The sequence below is a fragment of the Oleiphilus sp. HI0079 genome, from assembly GCF_001635105.1.
In genome coordinates this window covers 1-18796 of sequence record NZ_LWFT01000706.1, presented here as the reverse complement: position 1 = coordinate 18796, position 18796 = coordinate 1, and the positions used below count along the sequence as shown (strand labels likewise).

The window sequence follows — 18796 nt, the reverse complement described above, 5'->3', positions numbered from 1 at the left end:
TAGCATAATAACTTTCGTGCCAGCTGTTATATATAGGCCTGATTCTACTGTGCAGCGGTCGCCAAGCGGAATACCAATGCCAGCATTGGCGCCAATTAGGCTGCTTTCGCCGACAGAAATAATAATGTTTCCACCGCCAGAGAGCGTGCCCATGGTAGAGCAGCCGCCACCAAGATCCGAACCTTTGCCAACCATAACACCTGCTGAAATACGGCCTTCGACCATCGATGTGCCCTCCGTCCCTGCATTAAAGTTCACAAAGCCTTCGTGCATGATCGTCGTGCCCTCGCCAATATAAGCGCCAAGACGAACGCGTGACGTGTCAGCGATTCGCACGCCGCTCGGCACGACGTAATCCGTCATCTGAGGGAACTTGTCCACCGATTTTACTTCGAGCAATTCGCCCTGCATACGCGCCGCTAGCTGACGTTGTGGTAACTCGGCCAGATCGATGGCACCTTTGTTTGTCCAAGCAACGTTCGGAAGCAAGCCGAAGATTCCGTCCAGATTGATGCCATGAGGTTTTACTAAACGATGCGAGATTAGATGAAGTTTTAGGTACACTTCAGGAGTGCTAGATGCTGTACCGTCTTCTTCAATAATGACCAGTGCAATTGGGTTGACGGAGCCGCTTAACTTCTCTGCTTGCACTGAAACTTCGCCAAGCGAATGAGTTTCCGCAAGCTTAGCGAGCTGATCGTCACTCAGGGTGAGTGTGGTATTTTCTGTTGGTAGCTCAAGCGCGTCGCGAAGACCTTGAGCCGTTGCTGATTCAGGTTGATACAACGGCGCGGGAAAAAGTACTTCTAGCCATTCGCCGTTTGTGTTTTTAGTGCCTACGCCGAGGCCAATTGCTACTGTCATAATCAAATCACTTTATTAGTCGTATTAATTTGGGGAGTGTTACTTAGAAAAAATGGCTTCATAATTATCTGGTTTGAAGCCTAAATAGACCTCGCCACCTTTTTCGAGAAGCGGACGCTTGATCAATGATTGGTTTTGGAGCATCAGCTTTACGGCTGCGTCATTGTCTACGCCTGTTTTTTGTACATCGCTGAGATTTCTCCAAGTGGTTCCGCGTCGGTTAATCAACTCAGACCACTCGACCTTGGTCAGCCACTCTCTTAGTTTTGGCTCATCGATGGCTTGTTTTTTATAGTCGTGAAAAGTGAACGCAACGCCGCTTGTCTCTAGCCATGTCATTGCTTTCTTCATTGTGTCACAGGCTTTAATGCCATAGATTGTTATTTCGTTGGTACTCATAGTGTTTCTTAATCACAATTCTAAATTGGAGGGTTAAAGCGCTTCGATAAACCTGCGTATCCGTTTCGCCGCCTCAATACATTCATCAACTGGAGCAACCAAGGCCATGCGTACACGGTTTTCGCCGGGATTGTGGCCGTTAACCGTTCTCGATAAATATGATCCGGGTACTACCGTTACGTGCTGTTGTTGGTACAGTTTTTGAGCAAAAATGACGTCGTCAATGGGGGTTTCAGGCCAAAGATAAAAGCTCGCATCGGTTTGCTCAACTTTCATAATCGGCGAGAGGATGTTTAGCACCGCTTCAAATTTTGCACGATACTCGGTTCGGTTATCGATAACGTGCTGCTCGTCGTTCCAGGCTGCAATGCTTGCAATTTGATGATGAACGGGCATTGCACAACCATGATAGGTCCGGTATTTCAAATACTTCGCGAGGACCGTTTTGTCGCCGGCAACGAACCCAGATCGTAGGCCAGGGAGGTTGGAGCGCTTGGAGAGCGAGTGAAATACGATACAACGCTTAAAGTCGTTTCGATCCAGCTTTGCGCACGCTTCTAACAGGCCGATAGGCGCCTTGTCTTCGTTAATGTAAATCTCTGAGTAACATTCATCAGAGGCTAGGAGAAAGTCGTATTTATCGGCAAGATTGATGAGTTGCTCTAGCGTCGTCATATCAACAACTGCGCCAGTAGGATTGCCTGGACTGCACAAAAACAGGATTTGGCAGCGCTGCCATACACTCTCTGGAACAGATTCAAAATCAGGCTGGAAGCCAAACGCTTCGTCACACGGCAGTAGCTCCAAATCCGCTCCTGATAAATAGGTCGCACCCTCGTATATTTGATAAAAAGGATTTGGGCTGACTACTAAGGCATTGTCTTGATCATTGATCACGGACTGGGTAAAGGAAAAGATGGCTTCGCGAGTCCCGGCAACTGGAAGAATGTGCTGTTCCGAGTCTAGCGTGCCTTTTTTGAGCGAAAAACGCTTCGTTGCCCATTCTGAAATCGCGATGCGAAGATCCGGAATGCCCTTTGTTGATGGGTAAACCTCTACTTGGCGAATGTTATCGGTTAGCGCATCGAGAACAAACTGGGGTGCGGGATGCTTGGGCTCTCCAATAGAAAGCTTTATTGGGGATAGCTCCGGGTTTGGCGTGACTTCGCCAAGAAGCTTGCCGAGCTTTTCGAAAGGGTATGGCTGAAGTTTATCGAGAAGTGGGTTCATACTAATCCTATGCTACATCAGGCTTATGCGCCTTCCCCGGATAGTTCATCTAGTTGCTCGCAAATATCGGTCTGCAATTTTGCACATTGCTCGACATCGCTCAAGGGAAATCCGTTGTCTTGGGTAATGAAAAATACGTCTTCTACGCGTTCGCCCAATGTGGCGATTCTCGCGTTAACAAGGCTCAGATCGTGCGTGTAAAGAATCTGACCTATCCGCGCAAGTAATCCTGGCCGATCAGGAGTAACGACCTCGACGACCGTCCGATGGTTAAGCGCATCATTGCTCAGTGTCACTTCCGTAGGGAAAGAGAAGGTTTTGAGTACGCGAGGCGTGCGCCCGGTAATAATTTCCGGATAATCTTCTGGGTCATCAAGGGCTTCGCTCAATTTTTGCTTAATTTGAACAATGCGATCACTATCTTCTGAGAGTGCTACGTCATTCGCATTCGTAATAACAAAGTTGTTAATCGAAAACCCGCCGCGCGCTGAAGATATTCGAGCACTAAGCACATTAACGTTCAGTTGCTCGAGCATTGCAGTGATTGCTGCGAAGAGGTCATCGTCTGAGCGAAGATAAATCATTAGTTGGGAGAAGCCGCGGCCTGTACCATCATTTTGATCGCGGATTGCAATGACGGGAAGTGTCTTATCTTCTTGCTCAAGGATGGCTTTGCATTGCCATACGATGTCGTCAACAGCGCCTTGTAGATAGTACTCGTCGTCTAGCGAATCGACTAAGTCATTAACTTGAGAAGCCGGATAGTTGCTTTGGAATAAAGTTGAACGTACCTCTTGGCGGGTTGTGCTCACCCAGACGGTACGGCTGACTGGAGTTTCAATCCCTTTTCTTAATGCGCGTCTTGCTTCGACAAATAGCTGCTGTAGCAGACTTGCTCTCCAGGTGTTCCAAAGCTTGGGATTGGTTGCAGCAATATCACACACGGTAAGCACGTATAGATATTCCAAGTGCATGATACTTGGTATGCGTGCTGCAAACTCATAAATGATTGCTGGGTCGGCCACATCTTTCTTTTGCGCCGTCATAGACATAAGCAGGTGCTCTTCAACTAACCAAGCTGCTAATCGAGTGTCACGCTCACTATAGTGATGGCGCTTACAAAACTCGGTCACGTCGACTGCACCGAGTTCAGAGTGATCACCACCACGCCCCTTGGCAATGTCGTGATAAATACCTGCGACAAAGACTATTTCGAGTTTGGGTAGCTCACGCACAAGTGAGGCAGCAACGGGAAATGTGTCTTGATGCGCCTCATCATGCAAGCGAACAATGTTGCGGATGAGTTTTATTGTGTGTGCATCTACTGTAAATGCGTGAAACAGGTCATGCTGCATTTGCCCCACGATATTTGCGAACTCGGGTAGGTAGCGCGACAGCACGTTGTATTTAAGCATGTTGCTTAGAGTGCGATGCAGACGGTGCGGGGTCCGCAGGATCTCACGGAACATCGTCGTGTTTGCAAGATCATTTCGAAAGTGATCGTCAATTAGGTACTGATGTTCTCGGATGGATCGGATAGTGGTCGAGCGAATCCCTTTGATCTGCGGATTTTGGGCCATGATCAAAAAGATCTCGATCAATGCATATGGGGAGCGCTCAAAAACATGCTCGTCAATTGTTTCAATATAACCATTGACGGTCTGGAAGCGATTGTTTAGCGGAGTTATTTCTTCAGTTCGGTTCGGGTTGAGGTAGTATCCGTCAAAGTACTGAAGAATAAGGTCGGCGAGTTCGGCCAGAGCAAGTACCGTTCTATAGTACCTCTGCATCATTATCTCAACGCCCAGAGCCGTATCGTTATCTTTGTATCCCAGAATCTCCGCTACCTTGCGCTGGTAGTCGAAAAACATTCGGTTCTCGCTGCGAGAAGCGACCATTTGCAGTCCGTAGCGAAGAGACCATAGAAAGGTCTCGCCGGATAAAAGTAAATTGAACTCTTCGTCGGTCAAAAAGTGGTAGCGGTCTCGATCAGACTTCGCATCTGGACCGAAATGACGTTTTGTAATCCAGCCAACGGTTTGAATATCTCGCAAGGTCCCCGGTGACGCTTTGATGTTCGGCTCTAAATTGTACTCTGTTCCACTAAAACGTTTGTGTCGCTCAACCTGTTCATCAAACTTAGCCAAAAAATACTCGCGAGAGGTATAAACCTCATCTGAGTATACGCGTTTGGAAAGCTCGGCACAGAGATCGGCATGGCCAGAAATGGTCCGAGTTTCGAGTAGATTGGTAGCGATCGTCACATCAAGTTTTGCTTGTTCCACGCACTCGTCAATAGTTCGAACGCTATGCCCAATATCTAGAGACAGATCCCATAGCATCGTGATAAAGCTACTGAGTGATTCGCCAGCGTCCGCTGTGATCTCGCTTCGGGCAAGTATCAGAAGGTCAATGTCGGAATGTGGTTGCAGCTCCCCGCGACCATAGCCGCCTACCGCGATGAGAGCGTACTCAGAGCCGTCAAAGTTATAGCGCGACCAAAGGGCGCTTAGTACTTGGTCCATAAACCAGGCTTTGGTCGCGATGATTTGGCGAATGTCTTCGCCTTTGCAGTACATTGCATCAAAGCAATCGTTCGCTAGTTTTAAATAGCGCTTCGCATCCTTTGCTGGGTAGCCGGGTTCAGTAAGATCTTTATAAAGCTCGTCGAGTGAAATTCCTGAGGTTTCGATAAACGTCGCTTTCAGGTCTGGAGCTGCTGTCATTTTGTTCATGCAATTCCGAAATGCACTTTCTCTTCTTCCCTCATTGTAAGAACTTCGTAGCCATCCTTGGTTACAAGTATCGTGTGCTCCCATTGAGCGGAAAGCTTGTGATCTTTCGTGACCACTGTCCATTCGTCAGGGAGGAGCTTGCAGTGACGTTTACCCTGATTAATCATCGGCTCGATAGTAAATGTCATACCTTCTTTTAGCGCCATTCCTGTGCCTTTTTTTCCGTAGTGCATCACCTGAGGGTCTTCGTGAAAAACTGCGCCGATACCGTGACCACAATACTCTCGAACAACCGAGTAATAATTACTCTCTGCATGCTTTTGTATCACCGCGCCAATGTCACCAAGTCGCGCCCCAGGCTTTACCAGAGCAATACCTTTATACATGCACTCTTGGGTGATACGCACTAAACGCTCCGCCGCAATACTAGGCTCTCCAACGAAGAACATTTTGCTGGTGTCTCCGTGATAACCATCTTTGATGACGGTGATGTCGATGTTGATGATGTCACCGTTCTTTAGCTTTTTCTTTTCTGTTGGAATGCCATGACATATTACGTGGTTGACTGAGGTGCAGATTGATTTTGGGAAGCCTTTATAATTAAGCGGTGCCGGAATGGCGTTTTGCGTGTTGACTATATAGTCGTGGCAGATTGAATTTAGCTCTTCGGTTGTAACTCCCGCTTTGACATGCGGTTCAATCATTTCGAGCGCTTCAGCAGCAAGTTTGCCGGCAATGCGCATTTTTTCAATTTCATCAGCGTTTTTAATTGTAACTGTCATAGCGTCTCTGTTGGCGAAGTGTATGAGTGCTGGTTACATGGTTCAGCACCTTCAAAATAGGGCTGTATTCTACAGGGCCGTAGCGGGATTACAAAGTGCAATCAAACGTTATGGCGCGTAATCAGGGGTGGGGTGCGATTTTGGTTCTGAGCTTTTTCTTTAACTGGCTTTTGTTTTATGGTATAAAGCGCCCGCGAAAAACTCGCAGGAGTAGAGAGCTACTCTTTAATTTAAATCCGCACACGTTTCGTCACATTCAGCTGGGTGCTCCGACAGGGGTTGTTGAATGGGGGGCGTGGAGGTTCAACCCAATACATTTAGGAAAGTAAAATGGCAGCAGTTTCTATGCGTGACCTGCTTAAAGCAGGCGTACACTTCGGGCACCAGACTCGTTACTGGAACCCAAAAATGGACAAATACATTTTTGGCGCTCGTAACAAAATCCATATCATCAATCTTGAGCAGACGGTTCCAGCTTTCAATGAGTCTTTGGCTTTGGTCAAAAAGCTTGCTGAAAACAAGAACAAGATCTTGTTCGTAGGCACAAAGCGAGCAGCTAGCAAAATCGTAAAAGAGGAAGCTGAGCGTTCAGGTATGCCATATGTGAATCATCGTTGGTTGGGCGGCATGCTTACTAACTATAAAACGATTCGCCAGAGCATTCGTCGTTTACGCGATCTAGAGAAGCAAAAAGGTGACGGTACTTTCGAGAAGCTAACCAAGAAAGAAGTCTTAATGCGAACGCGTGAGATGGAAAAGCTTGAGCGTAGCATCGGTGGTATTAAAGAGATGGGTGGCTTGCCAGATGCGTTGGTTGTTATCGATGTCGATAATGAGCGCATTGCAATCAAAGAAGCAAACAAGCTTGGAATCCCTGTTATCGGAATTGTGGACACGAACAGTGACCCGGATGGCGTTGACTACGTTATCCCTGGTAATGACGACGCGATTCGCGCGATCCAGATTTATGCAAAAGCATTTGCAGATGCCGTAGTTGAAGGCACTGTAGCTGGTGGTGGCGAGTACGTTGAGGTAGCTGAAGAAGCTCAGGAAGCTCCAGCTGCTGAATAAGCCAGTTTGTACTGCGATACTCAAAAGACCTGCAAGTTCGCTTGCAGGTCTTTTGTAATAAAAGAATGATTCAATTTTTGTCGCGAGGCGATCGCCTCGAGACTCCAAAAAATATGCCGATGGCAAATTGATGAGGATATATAATGGCTGCAATTAGTGCCTCAATGGTAAAAGAGTTACGTGAACGTACCGGTCTTGGAATGCTGGAGTGCAAAAAAGCGCTTGCAGAGACAGGTGGTGATGTTGATAAAGCTATCGAAGAGCTTCGTAAAAAGAGTGGCATGAAGGCGGCTAAAAAAGCTGGCCGCACAGCTGCAGAAGGTGTTGTGGTGCTTCAGTCTGCTGACGACAACAAGTCAGCAATGTTGGTTGAAGTAAATTCGGAAACAGACTTTGCTGCTAAGAACGAAGATTTTCTAGCGTTTGCAAACAAGGTTGCAGCGGAAGCGTTTGCTGCCGGTACAACCGACGTTGCAGGTATGCTTGATGGTGATCGAGAGGCGTTAGTTCAAAAGATCGGTGAGAATATTTCCCCGCGTCGTGCAGTGAAGCTTGAAGGTGATGTTGTCGGTGTTTATGTTCACTCAAACAATCGCATCGGAGCAATCGTGGTATTGAATGGTGGTTCAGGTGATCTTGCAAAAGACATCGCTATGCATGCGACTGCGGTTAATCCTCGTGTCCTTCGCCCGGAAGATATGGCTGCCGACGAAGTAGAAAAAGAGAAAGAGATCATCAAGGCGCAGCCTGACATGGAAGGTAAGCCTGCTGAGATTGTTGAGAAAATGATGGGTGGCCGCATCAAGAAATTCTTGAAAGAGAATAGTATGACTGAGCAGCCGTTCGTTAAAAATCCAGAGGTTACAGTCGGGCAGCTTGCAAAAGATGCAGGTGCAGAGATTGTTTCTTTTGTTCGCCTTGAAGTAGGTGAAGGTATTGAGGTTGAAGAAACAGATTTTGCCGCTGAAGTGGCAGCGCAGCTTAAAGGCTAACTCTTCGCTCTCAGTGTTGCGAATAAAAAGAGGGGCTTTGCCGTAGCGGCTAAAAGCTCTTCTTGATACAATTCGCGCCGATGCCGTGCCTTATTTGTTAAGGTGCGGCATTCTTATATGTGGCCGCGCCAAACAAACGACTATAATGTGTCCGACAATTCTTCAGGATTAAATCTATGGCAGCTAACCTGCAACCAAAGTACAAACGCGTTCTATTAAAGCTGAGCGGTGAAGCGCTCATGGGTGAAGAGAATTTTGGTATTGATCCTAAAGTGCTTGATCGTATGGCGCTTGAAGTAGGCCAGCTAATTGGTATTGGTGTCCAAGTTGGAATGGTGATTGGCGGCGGAAACTTGTTCCGAGGTGCCGCCTTGAATGCCGCTGGGATGGATCGTGTTACTGGTGATCACATGGGTATGTTGGCGACGGTTATGAATGCGCTTGCGATGCGCGACGCACTGGAGAGATCGAATATTTCGACGCGCGTTATGTCTGCTATCCCAATGAGTGGCGTGGTAGAGCATTATGATCGTAGGACGGCAATGCGTTGGTTGAAGGGTGGTGACGTCGTTATTTTCAGTGCCGGAACCGGTAATCCATTTTTTACGACTGACTCGGCGGCATGTCTCCGTGGCATTGAGGTCGAGGCGGATGTGGTACTTAAAGCAACAAAAGTTGACGGCGTGTACGATGCCGACCCAATGAAGGTTAAGAAAGCCAAAAAGTTCGATCACCTCACGTACGATGAAGTGCTCGACCGTAAACTTGGCGTTATGGATCTAACGGCGATTTGTTTGTGTCGAGACCACAACATGCCTTTGCGTGTATTCAATATGAATAAGCCGGGAGCGCTGACATCGATTATGGTCGGTGAGCCTGAAGGAACCTTGATTGAGGCAACATCGCCGCAGCAAGAAGTAGCAGATAAAGAATAGTTATTGACAGGGGAATAAGCTGTGATTGAAGACGTTAAACAGGAAGCTGAACAGCGGATGAAAAAGAGCCTAGAGGCTCTAGGCGTAGCGTTTGCAAAGATCCGAACAGGTCGTGCGCATCCAAGTATTCTAGATGGTGTGATGGTGTCGTATTATGGTGTTGATACACCTCTTAAGCAGGTTGCGAATATCAGTGTTGAGGATGGTCGTACTTTAGCTGTCTCTGCCTGGGAAAAGCCGCTTGTTCCAGCTATCGAAAAAGCGATTATGGCTGCGAATCTAGGTTTGAATCCTTCAACTTCGGGAGATCTTGTTCGTGTGCCTATGCCAGCGCTTACCGAAGAGACGCGCCGTGATATGGCGAAGCTAGCGAAAGCAGACGCAGAGAGTGGTCGAGTTTCAATCCGAAATGCACGTCGTGATGCAAATTCATACCTGAAAGAGCTGCTAAAAGAAAAAGAGATTACTGAGGATGATCTAAAGCGTGGCGAAGATCAGATTCAAAAGCTAACCGACAGCTATGTCGCAGAAGTCGAGAAGATGCTTCAAGATAAAGAAGCGGATTTGATGAAGGTTTAACACTTTATCCTAAGGGGGGTATATTTTTCGGTGTACGCCCCTGAAAAGCAAAGCGACAATTCATGAATTCAAAAATTCCCTACACCGCATCAAACAGGCCTAAGCACGTGGCTATCATTATGGATGGCAATAACCGTTGGGCAAAAGCGCGCAGGCAAGTAGGTGTTTCTGGTCACAAGGCTGGAGTTGAGGCGGTCAGGTCGGTTGTGCAGACATGCGTTAGCGAGGGTGTTGAAGTGTTGACCCTTTTCGCCTTCAGCAGTGAGAACTGGCGTCGGCCCGCCATTGAAGTGGGTGCGCTGATGCGCTTGTTTCTGGTCGCTCTGCAGCATGAAGTTAAAAAGCTTCATAAGAATAATATTCGCTTAAGGATAATAGGCGATCGTTCGAAATTCAGCGGTCTATTGCAAGACTATATGGCCAAGGCTGAGCGTTTAACCGAATCAAATACGGGGATGACCTTAGTTGTCGCTGCAAATTACGGTGGGCAATGGGATATTGCCCAGTCGGTTAAAAGCCTTGCTCATGATGTTGCAGCGGGCACTCTGTCTGCCGACGATATCTCTGAATCGATGATTGAATCCCGTCTTTGTTTGGGCGATCTGCCTATGCCCGATTTGATGATTCGAACCGCTGGCGAGTATCGCATAAGCAATTTTATGCTTTGGCAGCTTGCTTACGCTGAATACTATTTTTCTGATTTGTACTGGCCTGACTTTAAAGAAGAGCAAATGATGGCTGCTTTGGATGCCTATAGTCAGCGGAAGCGCCGGTTCGGGCAAACTGATGAGCAGGTTTCGGGTGAGCTGGCTGATATGCCGTCAGCAGAAGATCTTAAAAACGTGGAATGGCCTGATTCCGATACCGACGGCGAGCCGCAGTAGATTTGGCTCCATAACAACGACATAAGAAGGGGAGTACATTGCTTAAGCATCGCATAATCACTGCGCTAATACTTGCGCCATTGGCGCTAGCGGGAATTTTCGGTACAGATGTACAAGGCTTTTATTGGTTTGTCGGCGCTATTGTGGCTGTCGCAGCGTGGGAATGGGCAAGGTTATCTGGCTATGAACGTCAGTCGCTCCGCGTATCATATGCGGTTTATGTAGCAATTTGGCTCATTTTTGTTCGATATATTCCAGCAACTCCAATTTTATACGTAGGACTGGCTTGGTGGTTAATTGCCATCGTTTTAGTGCTGCGCTATCCCGGTACTAGCCGCTTCTGGCGGCAGCGATCAGTGAAGCTGGGTATTGGTTTGTTGATTCTCATACCATTTTGGAAGACGATGTTGGCGCTTCGCGAGGCGCAAATGTTAGTTGATATCGACCTTGGTGTTCATTTAGTTCTTTTTTACGCATTGCTTTTGATTTGGGCTGCAGACACCGGCGCTTACTTCGCGGGTCGCGCGTTTGGAAAGGCGAAACTTGCTCCTGCAGTTTCACCTGGCAAGAGCTGGGCTGGCGCTTGGGGAGGGCTGGGTTGTACCGTCGTTCTTGCCTTGGTTGCCGCATTTTGGCTTGATTTGAGCTCTGCCTTGACCATTCAGTTAGTTGTGGTCACGGTGATCGCTGCAATCGTTTCAATATTTGGTGATTTGACAGAAAGTTTGTTCAAACGTGAAGCTGGTATAAAAGATAGTAGCAATCTCTTACCTGGGCACGGCGGTGTGCTTGATCGAATAGACAGTTTAACGGCAAGCATTCCAGTGCTTACAGCGCTTCTTTATAGCTTTTCTTGGATTGCTTGGGGTAATCCGTGAGCGCAAAAAAGCTCTCTGTACTTGGTGCTACCGGATCGATTGGTCTTAACACGCTGGATGTTGCCGCGCGGCACCCTGATAAGTATGAAGTATATGCTCTAAGTGCGCACAGTAATTGGTCCGAGCTGCTGAAGCTGAGTGTTCAGCACGCGCCCCGGTATGCTGTCGTTTCTGATATCTCCGTTGCTGACGAAGCGCTAGCAGCGTTTCGAGATAGTGGCACCCTGACTGAGCTCTTGGTTGGGCCTCACGCTCTTATTGATATTGCTTCTGCGACAGAGGTGGATATCGTTATGGCCGCGATCGTGGGCAGCGCAGGACTTGAATCAAGCTATGCGGCGGCTAGCGCTGGTAAAAAAGTGTTGCTTGCCAACAAGGAGTCGCTGGTTTTGTCTGGCTCTTTGTTTATGACTGCTATTGAAAATTCGGGTGCAACGATTCTCCCTATAGATAGTGAGCATAACGCCATCTTTCAGTGCCTTCCTTCTGATTATGCATGTGGTGCGCATCCGCGAAGTGGTGTTTCGAAGGTTCTATTAACTGCTTCGGGTGGTCCTTTTAGGGGGTATTCGAAAGAGCGGCTTGTTGACGTTACACCCGAGCAGGCTTGCGCTCACCCTAACTGGAGTATGGGGCATAAGATTTCGGTAGACTCAGCGAGCTTAATGAACAAAGGGCTTGAATTGATCGAAGCGTGTTGGTTGTTCGATTTAAGGCCGCAAAATATCGAGGTGGTGATTCATCCGCAGAGCATTATCCACTCCATGGTTCAATATCTTGATGGCTCGGTGTTGGCGCAGCTAGGTCAGCCCGATATGCGCACACCAATAGGTTATGGCTTAGCTTGGCCTGATCGAATCAATACTGGAGTCGAAGAGCTCGATTTCTTAAAAATTTCCTCGTTAGAGTTTGAGGCCCCAGATGTTGAGGCTTTTCCTTGTCTCGCTCTCGCGCGTGAAGCGTTTGAAATAGGTGGTTACGCATCGGCTTATCTTAATGCTGCAAATGAGATCGCCGTCGCGGCCTTTCTTAAAGGTAAGGTCCGGTTCACTGCAATTGCTGATATCATCGAAGACGTTATGGCAAAGGCGCCAGGCTCACTTCCTTCAACTATTAATGAAGTGCTTGAGGCGGATCGAGATGCGCGCATAATCGCTACGCAGTCGGCCCTTGGTTTCGCAATTTAGAACTCGGTAATATTGTTACGTCTATGGAAGTCCTTCAGTCAGTCCTATCCCTCATTATCACGCTCGGAATATTGGTAACAATTCATGAATTTGGCCATTTTTGGGTAGCGCGTCGCTGTGGCGTAAAAGTGCTCCGCTTTTCTGTCGGGTTTGGAAAGCCGTTATTTAGTTGGAAGGACAAGCTGGGAACGGAATATGCTGTTGCTGCTATTCCTCTTGGTGGTTACGTTAAAATGCTGGATGAGCGGGAAGGGCCAGTGCCTGACGCATTGAAAGAGCAGTCTTTTACGTCAAAGCCGGTAAGTCAGCGAATCGCCATTGCATCTGCAGGTCCAATTGCGAATTTTGTCTTCGCGATTTTTGCCTACTGGATGATGTTTGGGATTGGTTACACCACGGTACTTCCTAAGATTGGAGAGGTTATTCCAGAAAGCCCTGCCGCTATGTCGCAACTAGAAGTAGGCTCTGTGCTCGAAAGCGTGGATGGTCAGAAGGTTTACGGTTGGCGAGATGTTGTGATGTCGCTGGTTCCTCATATTGGTGATTCTGGTGTAATAGAGCTCAAGGCGCAATTCGATGGCGAAAGTAAAGACTATGCGTTGAAACTTGATAATTGGATGCGCGGCCAGGATGAAGCGGATCTTATTAGGGGTATTGGTTTGGTGCCTTATCGTCCCCCGATCTCCCCAGAAATTAGCGTTGTGACGCGCGGGGGGCCAGCGCATATGGCTGGTGTTCTTGAGGGTGATCTCGTGCGTTTTGTAGATGGAGCGGAGATCGCTGACTGGTACGATTTTGTCGAGATTGTTCAGAAGAGCGCAGGTGAGCGGCTAAGCGTTTTGGTAGAGCGGAATGCCGATTTGATTGAACTGTCTGTCGTCCCAGAGGTGGTAGAAGGGGGCGGTCGCGCTTTAGTAGGTAAAATCGGAGTAGGGGTTGCGCCTTTCGAGTACCCTAGAGAGTTAATCTCTGTAGTCAGTTACGGCCCAATCGATTCGCTTGGCCACGCTTTTTCGCAAACATGGTCTGACGTTGCAATGACCTTCGGAGCTGTAAAGAAGATGGTCGTCGGATTGATTTCTCTCGACAATCTAAGCGGTCCAATTACGATCGCGCGAGTTGCTAACCAATCCATTAGTACCGGTGCGGAAGAGTTTCTTCGCTTTTTGGCCCTGCTCAGTGTCAGTCTTGGCGTCTTGAATCTGTTACCGATACCGGTACTGGATGGCGGGCATATTTTGTTTTACCTCATCGAGGCGGTTCGTGGGAAACCGCTTTCAGAGCAAAGCCAAGTCATTGGTTTTAAGATTGGTTTATCCTTGGTTGTGATGTTGATGGCCGTAGCTTTCTATAACGATATTATGCGGCTCTGATTTCATGTCAGCATATTTAGGTGCAGTAGTTAATGTGTAACTTTTTTCGATTGCCAGCTTTGGCTTTCGCAGTGCTTTTTGGTCTCTATTCATCGCAGGTCTTGAGCGAGACTTTTCTCGTCGATGACATCCAGGTTGAAGGCTTGCAGCGGGTGTCCGCGGGTACTGTTTTTTCTAGTTTTCCTGTTTCGGTCGGCGAAGAAGTGAATCCGACAAAGTTGGCTGAGGCGAGTAGAGATCTGTTTAAAACGGGGTTGTTCACCGATATAGCGTTGTATCGTAACGATGATGATCTAATTGTTAGTCTTCAGGAAAGACCTTCTATCGCGAATATCGAGATATCGGGTAACAAGGATATTTCTGAAGAAGACTTGCTAGAAGGTCTTAAACAGGCAGGCATGTCTGAGGGTAAAGTATTTAAGCGCGTGACCTTGGAACGTCTAGAGTTAGAAATCCTTCGTTCGTATGTAACACAAGGGCGCTATAGCGCTTCCGTAGAAGCGGAGGTAGAAGAGCTGCCTCAGAACCGAGTCGATATCAATATAGAGATAGATGAGGGTGAGGTTTCTTCGATCCTACATATTAACGTGGTAGGCAATGAGGCGTTCACTGACGAAGAGCTCATTGACCTAATGGAGCTAAAAACCCCAGGTTTTTGGACGTTTATTACCAGTGATGACAAGTATAGCCGCGAGAAACTGAGTGGTGACATTGAGCGCATTCGTTCCTACTATCTTGATAGCGGTTACATCAAGTTCAATATTGAGTCTACTCAGGTCTCGATTTCTCCAGATAAACAGAACGTATTTATTACCATCAACGTTGATGAGGGGCCGTTATTTACTGTTCGTGACTTTGAGCTCAAAGGGGATTTAGTGCTTGAAAAGAGTGAGTTGGAAGAACTTGTCTTTATCAAGCCGGGAGATACATTTTCTAGAAACAAACTCACCCTTTCTGCTGAGCAAATTTCGCGTGCTTTAGGTGGCGAAGGTTACACCTACGCGAGTGTAAATCCCATTCCTGAGCCGCATGACGACAACAGTGCGAGTATTGTTTTCTATATTGATCCCGGCAAGCGAAACTACGTGCGCAGGATTAACTTTATAGGGAATACCACAACAAAAGATGCTGTACTCCGTCAAGAAATGGTTCAAATGGAAGGTGCTTCCGCGTCGACGGATCTCATAGAGGTATCCAAAACGAAACTTTCTCGCCTCGGTTACTTTGGTAATGTGTCCGTAGAGACGCCGTCTGTGCCTGGTGTCAACGATCAAATCGATGTTAACTACTCCGTTGAGGAGCAGAGCTCGGGTAATTTATCCGCAAGTCTGGGTTTTAGTCAGGGGAGCGGGCTAACTCTTGGTTTAAGCGTTTCTGAGAATAATTTTTTCGGTACAGGCAAACGCGTTTCGTTTGGTATAAACACGAGCTCCTCAGTGAAGTCAGCGAATTTCAGTTATTTGAACCCTTACTATACAGTCGACGGCGTGAGTCGCGGTTTCAGTGTTTATGCTCGCGAAACGGATTTTGATCAGTCGAATCGATCTGATTACATTCTTGATGCATCGGGCGCGTCGGTCACCTTTGGGTATCCGATTGATCCTGTTTCTCGTCTTAGCTTCGGCGTTGGTGTTTCTAACACGGCTTTAGAGGTCGGAGATCTTCCGCCACTAGAGATTCAGCGCTTCATCGATCAAAATGGTGATAACTTTAACAACTTTGATGTGACGTTAGGGTGGTCGCGAAGTACATTAAATCGCGGAATGTTTCCGACTGCTGGTTGGCGTCAGGGGCTTTCTGGTGAGATCACGGTTCCCGCAAGCGATCTGTCGTTTTATAAGCTTCGGTACAATTCGAATTTCTATGTGCCATTAAGTGAATCCCATGAGTTTGTGTTTCGTCTTCGTAATGAGTGGGCTTATGGCGGAGCATACGGAGATACAGGCGAACTGCCTTTTTACGAGCATTATTATGCTGGTGGCATAAACTCTGTGCGCGGCTATGAAAACAATTCGCTTGGTCCCAGAACAACAGAGCAGGCTGCGTTTGCCTCTTCTGACCCATTTGGTGGTAATTTGTTGTTCGAAAATAGCGCTGAGATCATTTTTCCTCTGCCGTTCATTAAAGACCAAAGCTCGATGCGTATGGCATATTTCGTTGATACCGGTAATGTGTTCGATACAAATCGCGGATATGATTTTGATTTGAACGAAATCCGTTGGTCAACCGGCGTAGCGTTGCAGTGGAACACCTTTATTGGCCCGCTTGGGTTCAGTTTTGGTAAGGCGATGAATGCCACTCCTGAAGACGAAAAGCAGTTCTTCCAGTTTTCTTTAGGGCAGCCCTTTTAACTAAGTACGAGGAATACACAATATGAAAGTCTTACAATATCTAGCGTTGGTTTTTGTGCTGGCACTTACGTCTGTTTCGGCAAATGCTGAGGTCAAAATCGGTTTGATTGACATGAGAGCAGCTCTTTTTTCTTCAAAGGCGGCGCAAGCGTATTCTGATAAGATGGTTGCAGATTATAAGCAGCAAGATCTTGAAGTACGCGCGGTAAGTGAGGCGGCCCAGAAACTGGAAATGCGTCTTCAGAATGATGCTGCGATTATGAGCGATAGCGAGCGGGCAAAGCTGGCCGCTGATCTGGAAGAGAAAGTTCAAGAGTTTCGCTATCTGAAAACAAAGCTGGATAAAGCATTAGCGGAGAAGCGACAAGAGTTCTTGGAACAGTCTCGGCCTAATTTGGATACAGTAATCCAGAAATTGGTTGAAAAGGAATCGTTAGATTTGATTCTCCCAAGAGAAGCTGCGCTCTACGCGGCGCCTGGTATGGACTACACTTCTCAGATCATTGAAATGCTTGATGCATTAAAATAGTTTTCGGATTTTCGCGAATGCTTGATAGACGTTTTTTGCTCGGTGATCTTGCCGAGAAGATTGGCGCGCAATTGAAGGGCGATGCTGACATTTCAGTCGCTGGATTGGCAACCATTCAAGAAGCTGGAGAGGGGCATTTAACCTTTATTGCAAACCCAGCGTATAAAAAGTATCTAGGTGAGACTAAGGCTTCTGCAGTGATACTTTCGCCCAAGCTTTCTGAAGTGTTTAGCGGGAATTGCTTGATACATGATAATCCCTATTTAGCATATGCAAAACTTAGCGCTCTGTGGGACCCGGTTGTGGATTTCCAGCCTTCTATTTCTGAAGAGGCTTCGATTCATGAATCAGTCGTCATCGGAGAGGGCGTTTTCATTGCGCCAGGTGTCCGATTGAGTGCAGGCGCAGTGATCGGTGATAACGTGTATCTCGGCGAAAATGTCGTCATCGGTGCTGATTCTATTATCGGCAACAAAACGCGTATTTATCCTAGTGTGACGATCTATCACGGTGTCGTGGTTGGAGAGGGCTGCACGATTCAGTCAGGCTGCGTGCTTGGGTCCGACGGTTTTGGATTTGCCCCTGCTGACAAAGGTTGGCAGAGAATTAGTCAGCTTGGTGGTGTGACGATTGGTAATTCTGTGGAGATTGGTGCGAATACAACCATTGATCGCGGTGCGCTCGATAATACTGTTATTCATGACGGAGTGATTTTAGACAATCAGATTCAGATTGCGCATAACGTCGTGATCGGAGAGAACACCGCTATCGCGGCGTGCAGTGCTATAGCGGGTTCAACCACTCTAGGTAAAAATTGTGTTGTAGGAGGGGCGAGCGGCATCGCCGGCCATCTAGAGATCACTGATGGTGTTCATATTACTGCAATGACGATGGTTATAAAGAGCTTACCCGAGCCAGGAGTTTATTCGTCTGGTACCGGTGTTCAGTCGAACAAGGACTGGAAAAAGAGCATTGCTCGACTTCGAAGATTAGACAATACCGAGGCTCGTCTTCGAGAGCTCGAGAGGCAGTTTAAGTCTATTAATTCTAGCCAAGACGAATAAGAGGTGGTTGTGGAAAATACAGTGCGCACGATGGATATCAAAGAGATTCATGAGTATCTCCCTCACCGTCATCCCTTTCTTTTTGTGGATAGAGTGACGTCTGTCGAGGCAAATAAAAGCATCACGGGATACAAAAATGTTTCGATCAATGAGGCATTCTTTCAGGGGCACTTTCCTGATATGCCCATCTTGCCTGGAGTTTATATTCTTGAAGCGCTTGCACAAATAAGCGGAATTCTTGGGTTTGTCACTACAGACAAAAAGCCGAGTGAAAATCTAGTGCACTACTTTGCAGGCTCGAACAAGGTTCGTTTTAAGCGGCCCGTTGTCCCTGGCGATCAGCTCAGACTCGAATCGAACATACTTTCAGCTAAACACAATATTTGGAAGTTTGACTGTCGTGCTTTAGTCGATGAAGAAGTGGTGTGCGTTGCTGAGATTATGACGGCAGAGCGGGAGAGATAAGATGATTCACCCGACTGCTATTGTCGATCCAAAAGCCCAGCTTGGGTCAGATGTGAGTGTAGGGGCTTACACGGTCATTGGGCCTAACGTCGTTATCGGCGATGGTTGTGACATACGCTCGCATGTTGTGATCAATGGCCCGACAACCATCGGAAAAAACAATACGATTTACCAGTTTGCGAGTGTCGGCGAAGAGTGCCAAGACAAGAAGTATGCGGGTGAAGACACACGATTAACCATGGGTGACAACAATATCGTCCGTGAAGGCTGCACGATCCATCGCGGAACCGTCCAGGATGAGGGTCTTACATCAATTGGTAGTGATAATCTGTTTATGGCGTATGTGCACATCGCGCATGATTGCCGTATTGGTAGTCATTGCATCTTTGCAAATACTGCGACCGTCGCTGGACATGTGTATGTTGATGATTTTGTCATCCTCGGTGGCGGAACGATGGTACACCAGTTTTGTAAAGTG

Annotated in this window: 18 protein-coding genes; 13 read left to right on the top strand and 5 right to left on the bottom strand. The window is 47.4% G+C overall.

Going from position 1 to position 18796, the window contains the following annotated elements; translation table 11 throughout:
- From A3750_RS12900 to map, 5 genes are all read right to left on the bottom strand, one after another.
- Positions 1 to 864, bottom strand: an 864-nt coding sequence (locus A3750_RS12900) for a tetrahydrodipicolinate N-succinyltransferase N-terminal domain-containing protein (RefSeq protein ID WP_068548344.1), incomplete at its 3' end; no start/stop codon positions are given.
- Between the two features lie 39 nt (positions 865 to 903).
- Entirely contained in the window at positions 904 to 1263 is a 360-nt protein-coding gene (locus A3750_RS12895; protein WP_068457669.1) for an ArsC family reductase, read from the bottom strand.
- A 33-nt stretch (positions 1264 to 1296) separates the two neighbouring features.
- Positions 1297 to 2493, bottom strand: coding sequence for a succinyldiaminopimelate transaminase (gene dapC, locus A3750_RS12890; protein WP_068457666.1), 1197 nt, complete (start codon positions 2491 to 2493; stop codon positions 1297 to 1299).
- Positions 2494 to 2516: 23 nt separating this feature from the next.
- On the bottom strand, positions 2517 to 5228 hold the full coding sequence (gene glnD / locus A3750_RS12885) for a [protein-PII] uridylyltransferase (RefSeq protein ID WP_197466386.1): 2712 nt from the start codon (positions 5226 to 5228) through the stop codon (positions 2517 to 2519).
- Positions 5225 to 6010 (bottom strand): type I methionyl aminopeptidase, encoded by a 786-nt coding sequence (gene map / locus A3750_RS12880; RefSeq protein ID WP_068458588.1) that lies wholly within the window; start codon positions 6008 to 6010, stop codon positions 5225 to 5227. Before map ends, glnD begins: the two co-directional genes overlap by 4 nt.
- 330 nt (positions 6011 to 6340) lie before the next feature.
- On the opposite strand from map, the gene rpsB reads away from it, so the two are divergent.
- The 13 genes from rpsB to lpxA all read left to right on the top strand — a co-directional run.
- Positions 6341 to 7081 (top strand): 30S ribosomal protein S2, encoded by a 741-nt coding sequence (rpsB, locus tag A3750_RS12875; protein WP_068458589.1) that lies wholly within the window; start codon positions 6341 to 6343, stop codon positions 7079 to 7081.
- A 143-nt stretch (positions 7082 to 7224) separates the two neighbouring features.
- Complete coding sequence (tsf, locus tag A3750_RS12870; protein WP_068458590.1) at positions 7225 to 8073, top strand: translation elongation factor Ts; 849 nt, start codon at positions 7225 to 7227, stop codon at positions 8071 to 8073.
- Between the two features lie 176 nt (positions 8074 to 8249).
- Positions 8250 to 9008, top strand: coding sequence for a UMP kinase (gene pyrH / locus A3750_RS12865; RefSeq protein WP_068465888.1), 759 nt, complete (start codon positions 8250 to 8252; stop codon positions 9006 to 9008).
- 21 nt (positions 9009 to 9029) lie between these two features.
- Positions 9030 to 9587, top strand: a complete 558-nt coding sequence (gene frr, locus A3750_RS12860; protein WP_068454426.1) for a ribosome recycling factor — start codon at positions 9030 to 9032, stop codon at positions 9585 to 9587.
- 62 nt (positions 9588 to 9649) lie between these two features.
- The gene (uppS, locus tag A3750_RS12855) at positions 9650 to 10471 is read left to right on the top strand and encodes a polyprenyl diphosphate synthase (RefSeq protein WP_068454423.1); all 822 of its coding nucleotides are present in this window, start codon (positions 9650 to 9652) and stop codon (positions 10469 to 10471) included.
- 38 nt (positions 10472 to 10509) lie between these two features.
- On the top strand, positions 10510 to 11349 hold the full coding sequence (locus tag A3750_RS12850; protein ID WP_068454420.1) for a phosphatidate cytidylyltransferase: 840 nt from the start codon (positions 10510 to 10512) through the stop codon (positions 11347 to 11349).
- Positions 11346 to 12536, top strand: coding sequence for a 1-deoxy-D-xylulose-5-phosphate reductoisomerase (ispC, locus tag A3750_RS12845; RefSeq protein ID WP_068454417.1), 1191 nt, complete (start codon positions 11346 to 11348; stop codon positions 12534 to 12536). Before A3750_RS12850 ends, ispC begins: the two co-directional genes overlap by 4 nt.
- 23 nt (positions 12537 to 12559) lie before the next feature.
- Positions 12560 to 13909: an RIP metalloprotease RseP gene (gene rseP / locus A3750_RS12840; RefSeq protein WP_068454415.1), complete on the top strand. Its 1350-nt coding sequence runs from the start codon at positions 12560 to 12562 to the stop codon at positions 13907 to 13909.
- Between the two features lie 32 nt (positions 13910 to 13941).
- Positions 13942 to 16260 carry an outer membrane protein assembly factor BamA gene (gene bamA / locus A3750_RS12835; RefSeq protein ID WP_068465889.1) on the top strand — a complete coding sequence of 773 codons (2319 nt, stop codon included), beginning with the start codon at positions 13942 to 13944 and terminating at the stop codon, positions 16258 to 16260.
- A gap of 22 nt (positions 16261 to 16282) precedes the next feature.
- Positions 16283 to 16789 (top strand): OmpH family outer membrane protein, encoded by a 507-nt coding sequence (locus A3750_RS12830; protein ID WP_068452011.1) that lies wholly within the window; start codon positions 16283 to 16285, stop codon positions 16787 to 16789.
- A 17-nt stretch (positions 16790 to 16806) separates the two neighbouring features.
- Positions 16807 to 17853 carry a UDP-3-O-(3-hydroxymyristoyl)glucosamine N-acyltransferase gene (gene lpxD, locus A3750_RS12825; protein ID WP_068452009.1) on the top strand — a complete coding sequence of 349 codons (1047 nt, stop codon included), beginning with the start codon at positions 16807 to 16809 and terminating at the stop codon, positions 17851 to 17853.
- A gap of 30 nt (positions 17854 to 17883) precedes the next feature.
- On the top strand, positions 17884 to 18318 hold the full coding sequence (gene fabZ, locus A3750_RS12820; RefSeq protein WP_068452006.1) for a 3-hydroxyacyl-ACP dehydratase FabZ: 435 nt from the start codon (positions 17884 to 17886) through the stop codon (positions 18316 to 18318).
- A 1-nt stretch (position 18319) separates the two neighbouring features.
- Positions 18320 to 18796: acyl-ACP--UDP-N-acetylglucosamine O-acyltransferase (lpxA, locus tag A3750_RS12815; RefSeq protein WP_068548343.1), on the top strand; the 477-nt coding region annotated here is incomplete at its 3' end.

Bases quoted from the DNA above. Each gene is read 5' to 3' on its own strand.
- lpxD (WP_068452009.1), top strand. From the start codon at position 16,807: ATGCTTGATAGACGTTTTTTGCTCGGTGATCTTGCCGAGAAGATTGGC.
- bamA (WP_068465889.1), top strand. From the start codon at position 13,942: ATGTGTAACTTTTTTCGATTGCCAGCTTTGGCTTTCGCAGTGCTTTTT.
- fabZ (WP_068452006.1), top strand. From the start codon at position 17,884: ATGGATATCAAAGAGATTCATGAGTATCTCCCTCACCGTCATCCCTTT.
- A3750_RS12830 (WP_068452011.1), top strand. From the start codon at position 16,283: ATGAAAGTCTTACAATATCTAGCGTTGGTTTTTGTGCTGGCACTTACG.
- tsf (WP_068458590.1), top strand. From the start codon at position 7,225: ATGGCTGCAATTAGTGCCTCAATGGTAAAAGAGTTACGTGAACGTACC.
- rpsB (WP_068458589.1), top strand. From the start codon at position 6,341: ATGGCAGCAGTTTCTATGCGTGACCTGCTTAAAGCAGGCGTACACTTC.
- map (WP_068458588.1), bottom strand. From the start codon at position 6,010: ATGACAGTTACAATTAAAAACGCTGATGAAATTGAAAAAATGCGCATT.
- pyrH (WP_068465888.1), top strand. From the start codon at position 8,250: ATGGCAGCTAACCTGCAACCAAAGTACAAACGCGTTCTATTAAAGCTG.
- A3750_RS12895 (WP_068457669.1), bottom strand. From the start codon at position 1,263: ATGAGTACCAACGAAATAACAATCTATGGCATTAAAGCCTGTGACACA.
- dapC (WP_068457666.1), bottom strand. From the start codon at position 2,493: ATGAACCCACTTCTCGATAAACTTCAGCCATACCCTTTCGAAAAGCTC.
- glnD (WP_197466386.1), bottom strand. From the start codon at position 5,228: ATGAACAAAATGACAGCAGCTCCAGACCTGAAAGCGACGTTTATCGAA.
- rseP (WP_068454415.1), top strand. From the start codon at position 12,560: ATGGAAGTCCTTCAGTCAGTCCTATCCCTCATTATCACGCTCGGAATA.
- uppS (WP_068454423.1), top strand. From the start codon at position 9,650: ATGAATTCAAAAATTCCCTACACCGCATCAAACAGGCCTAAGCACGTG.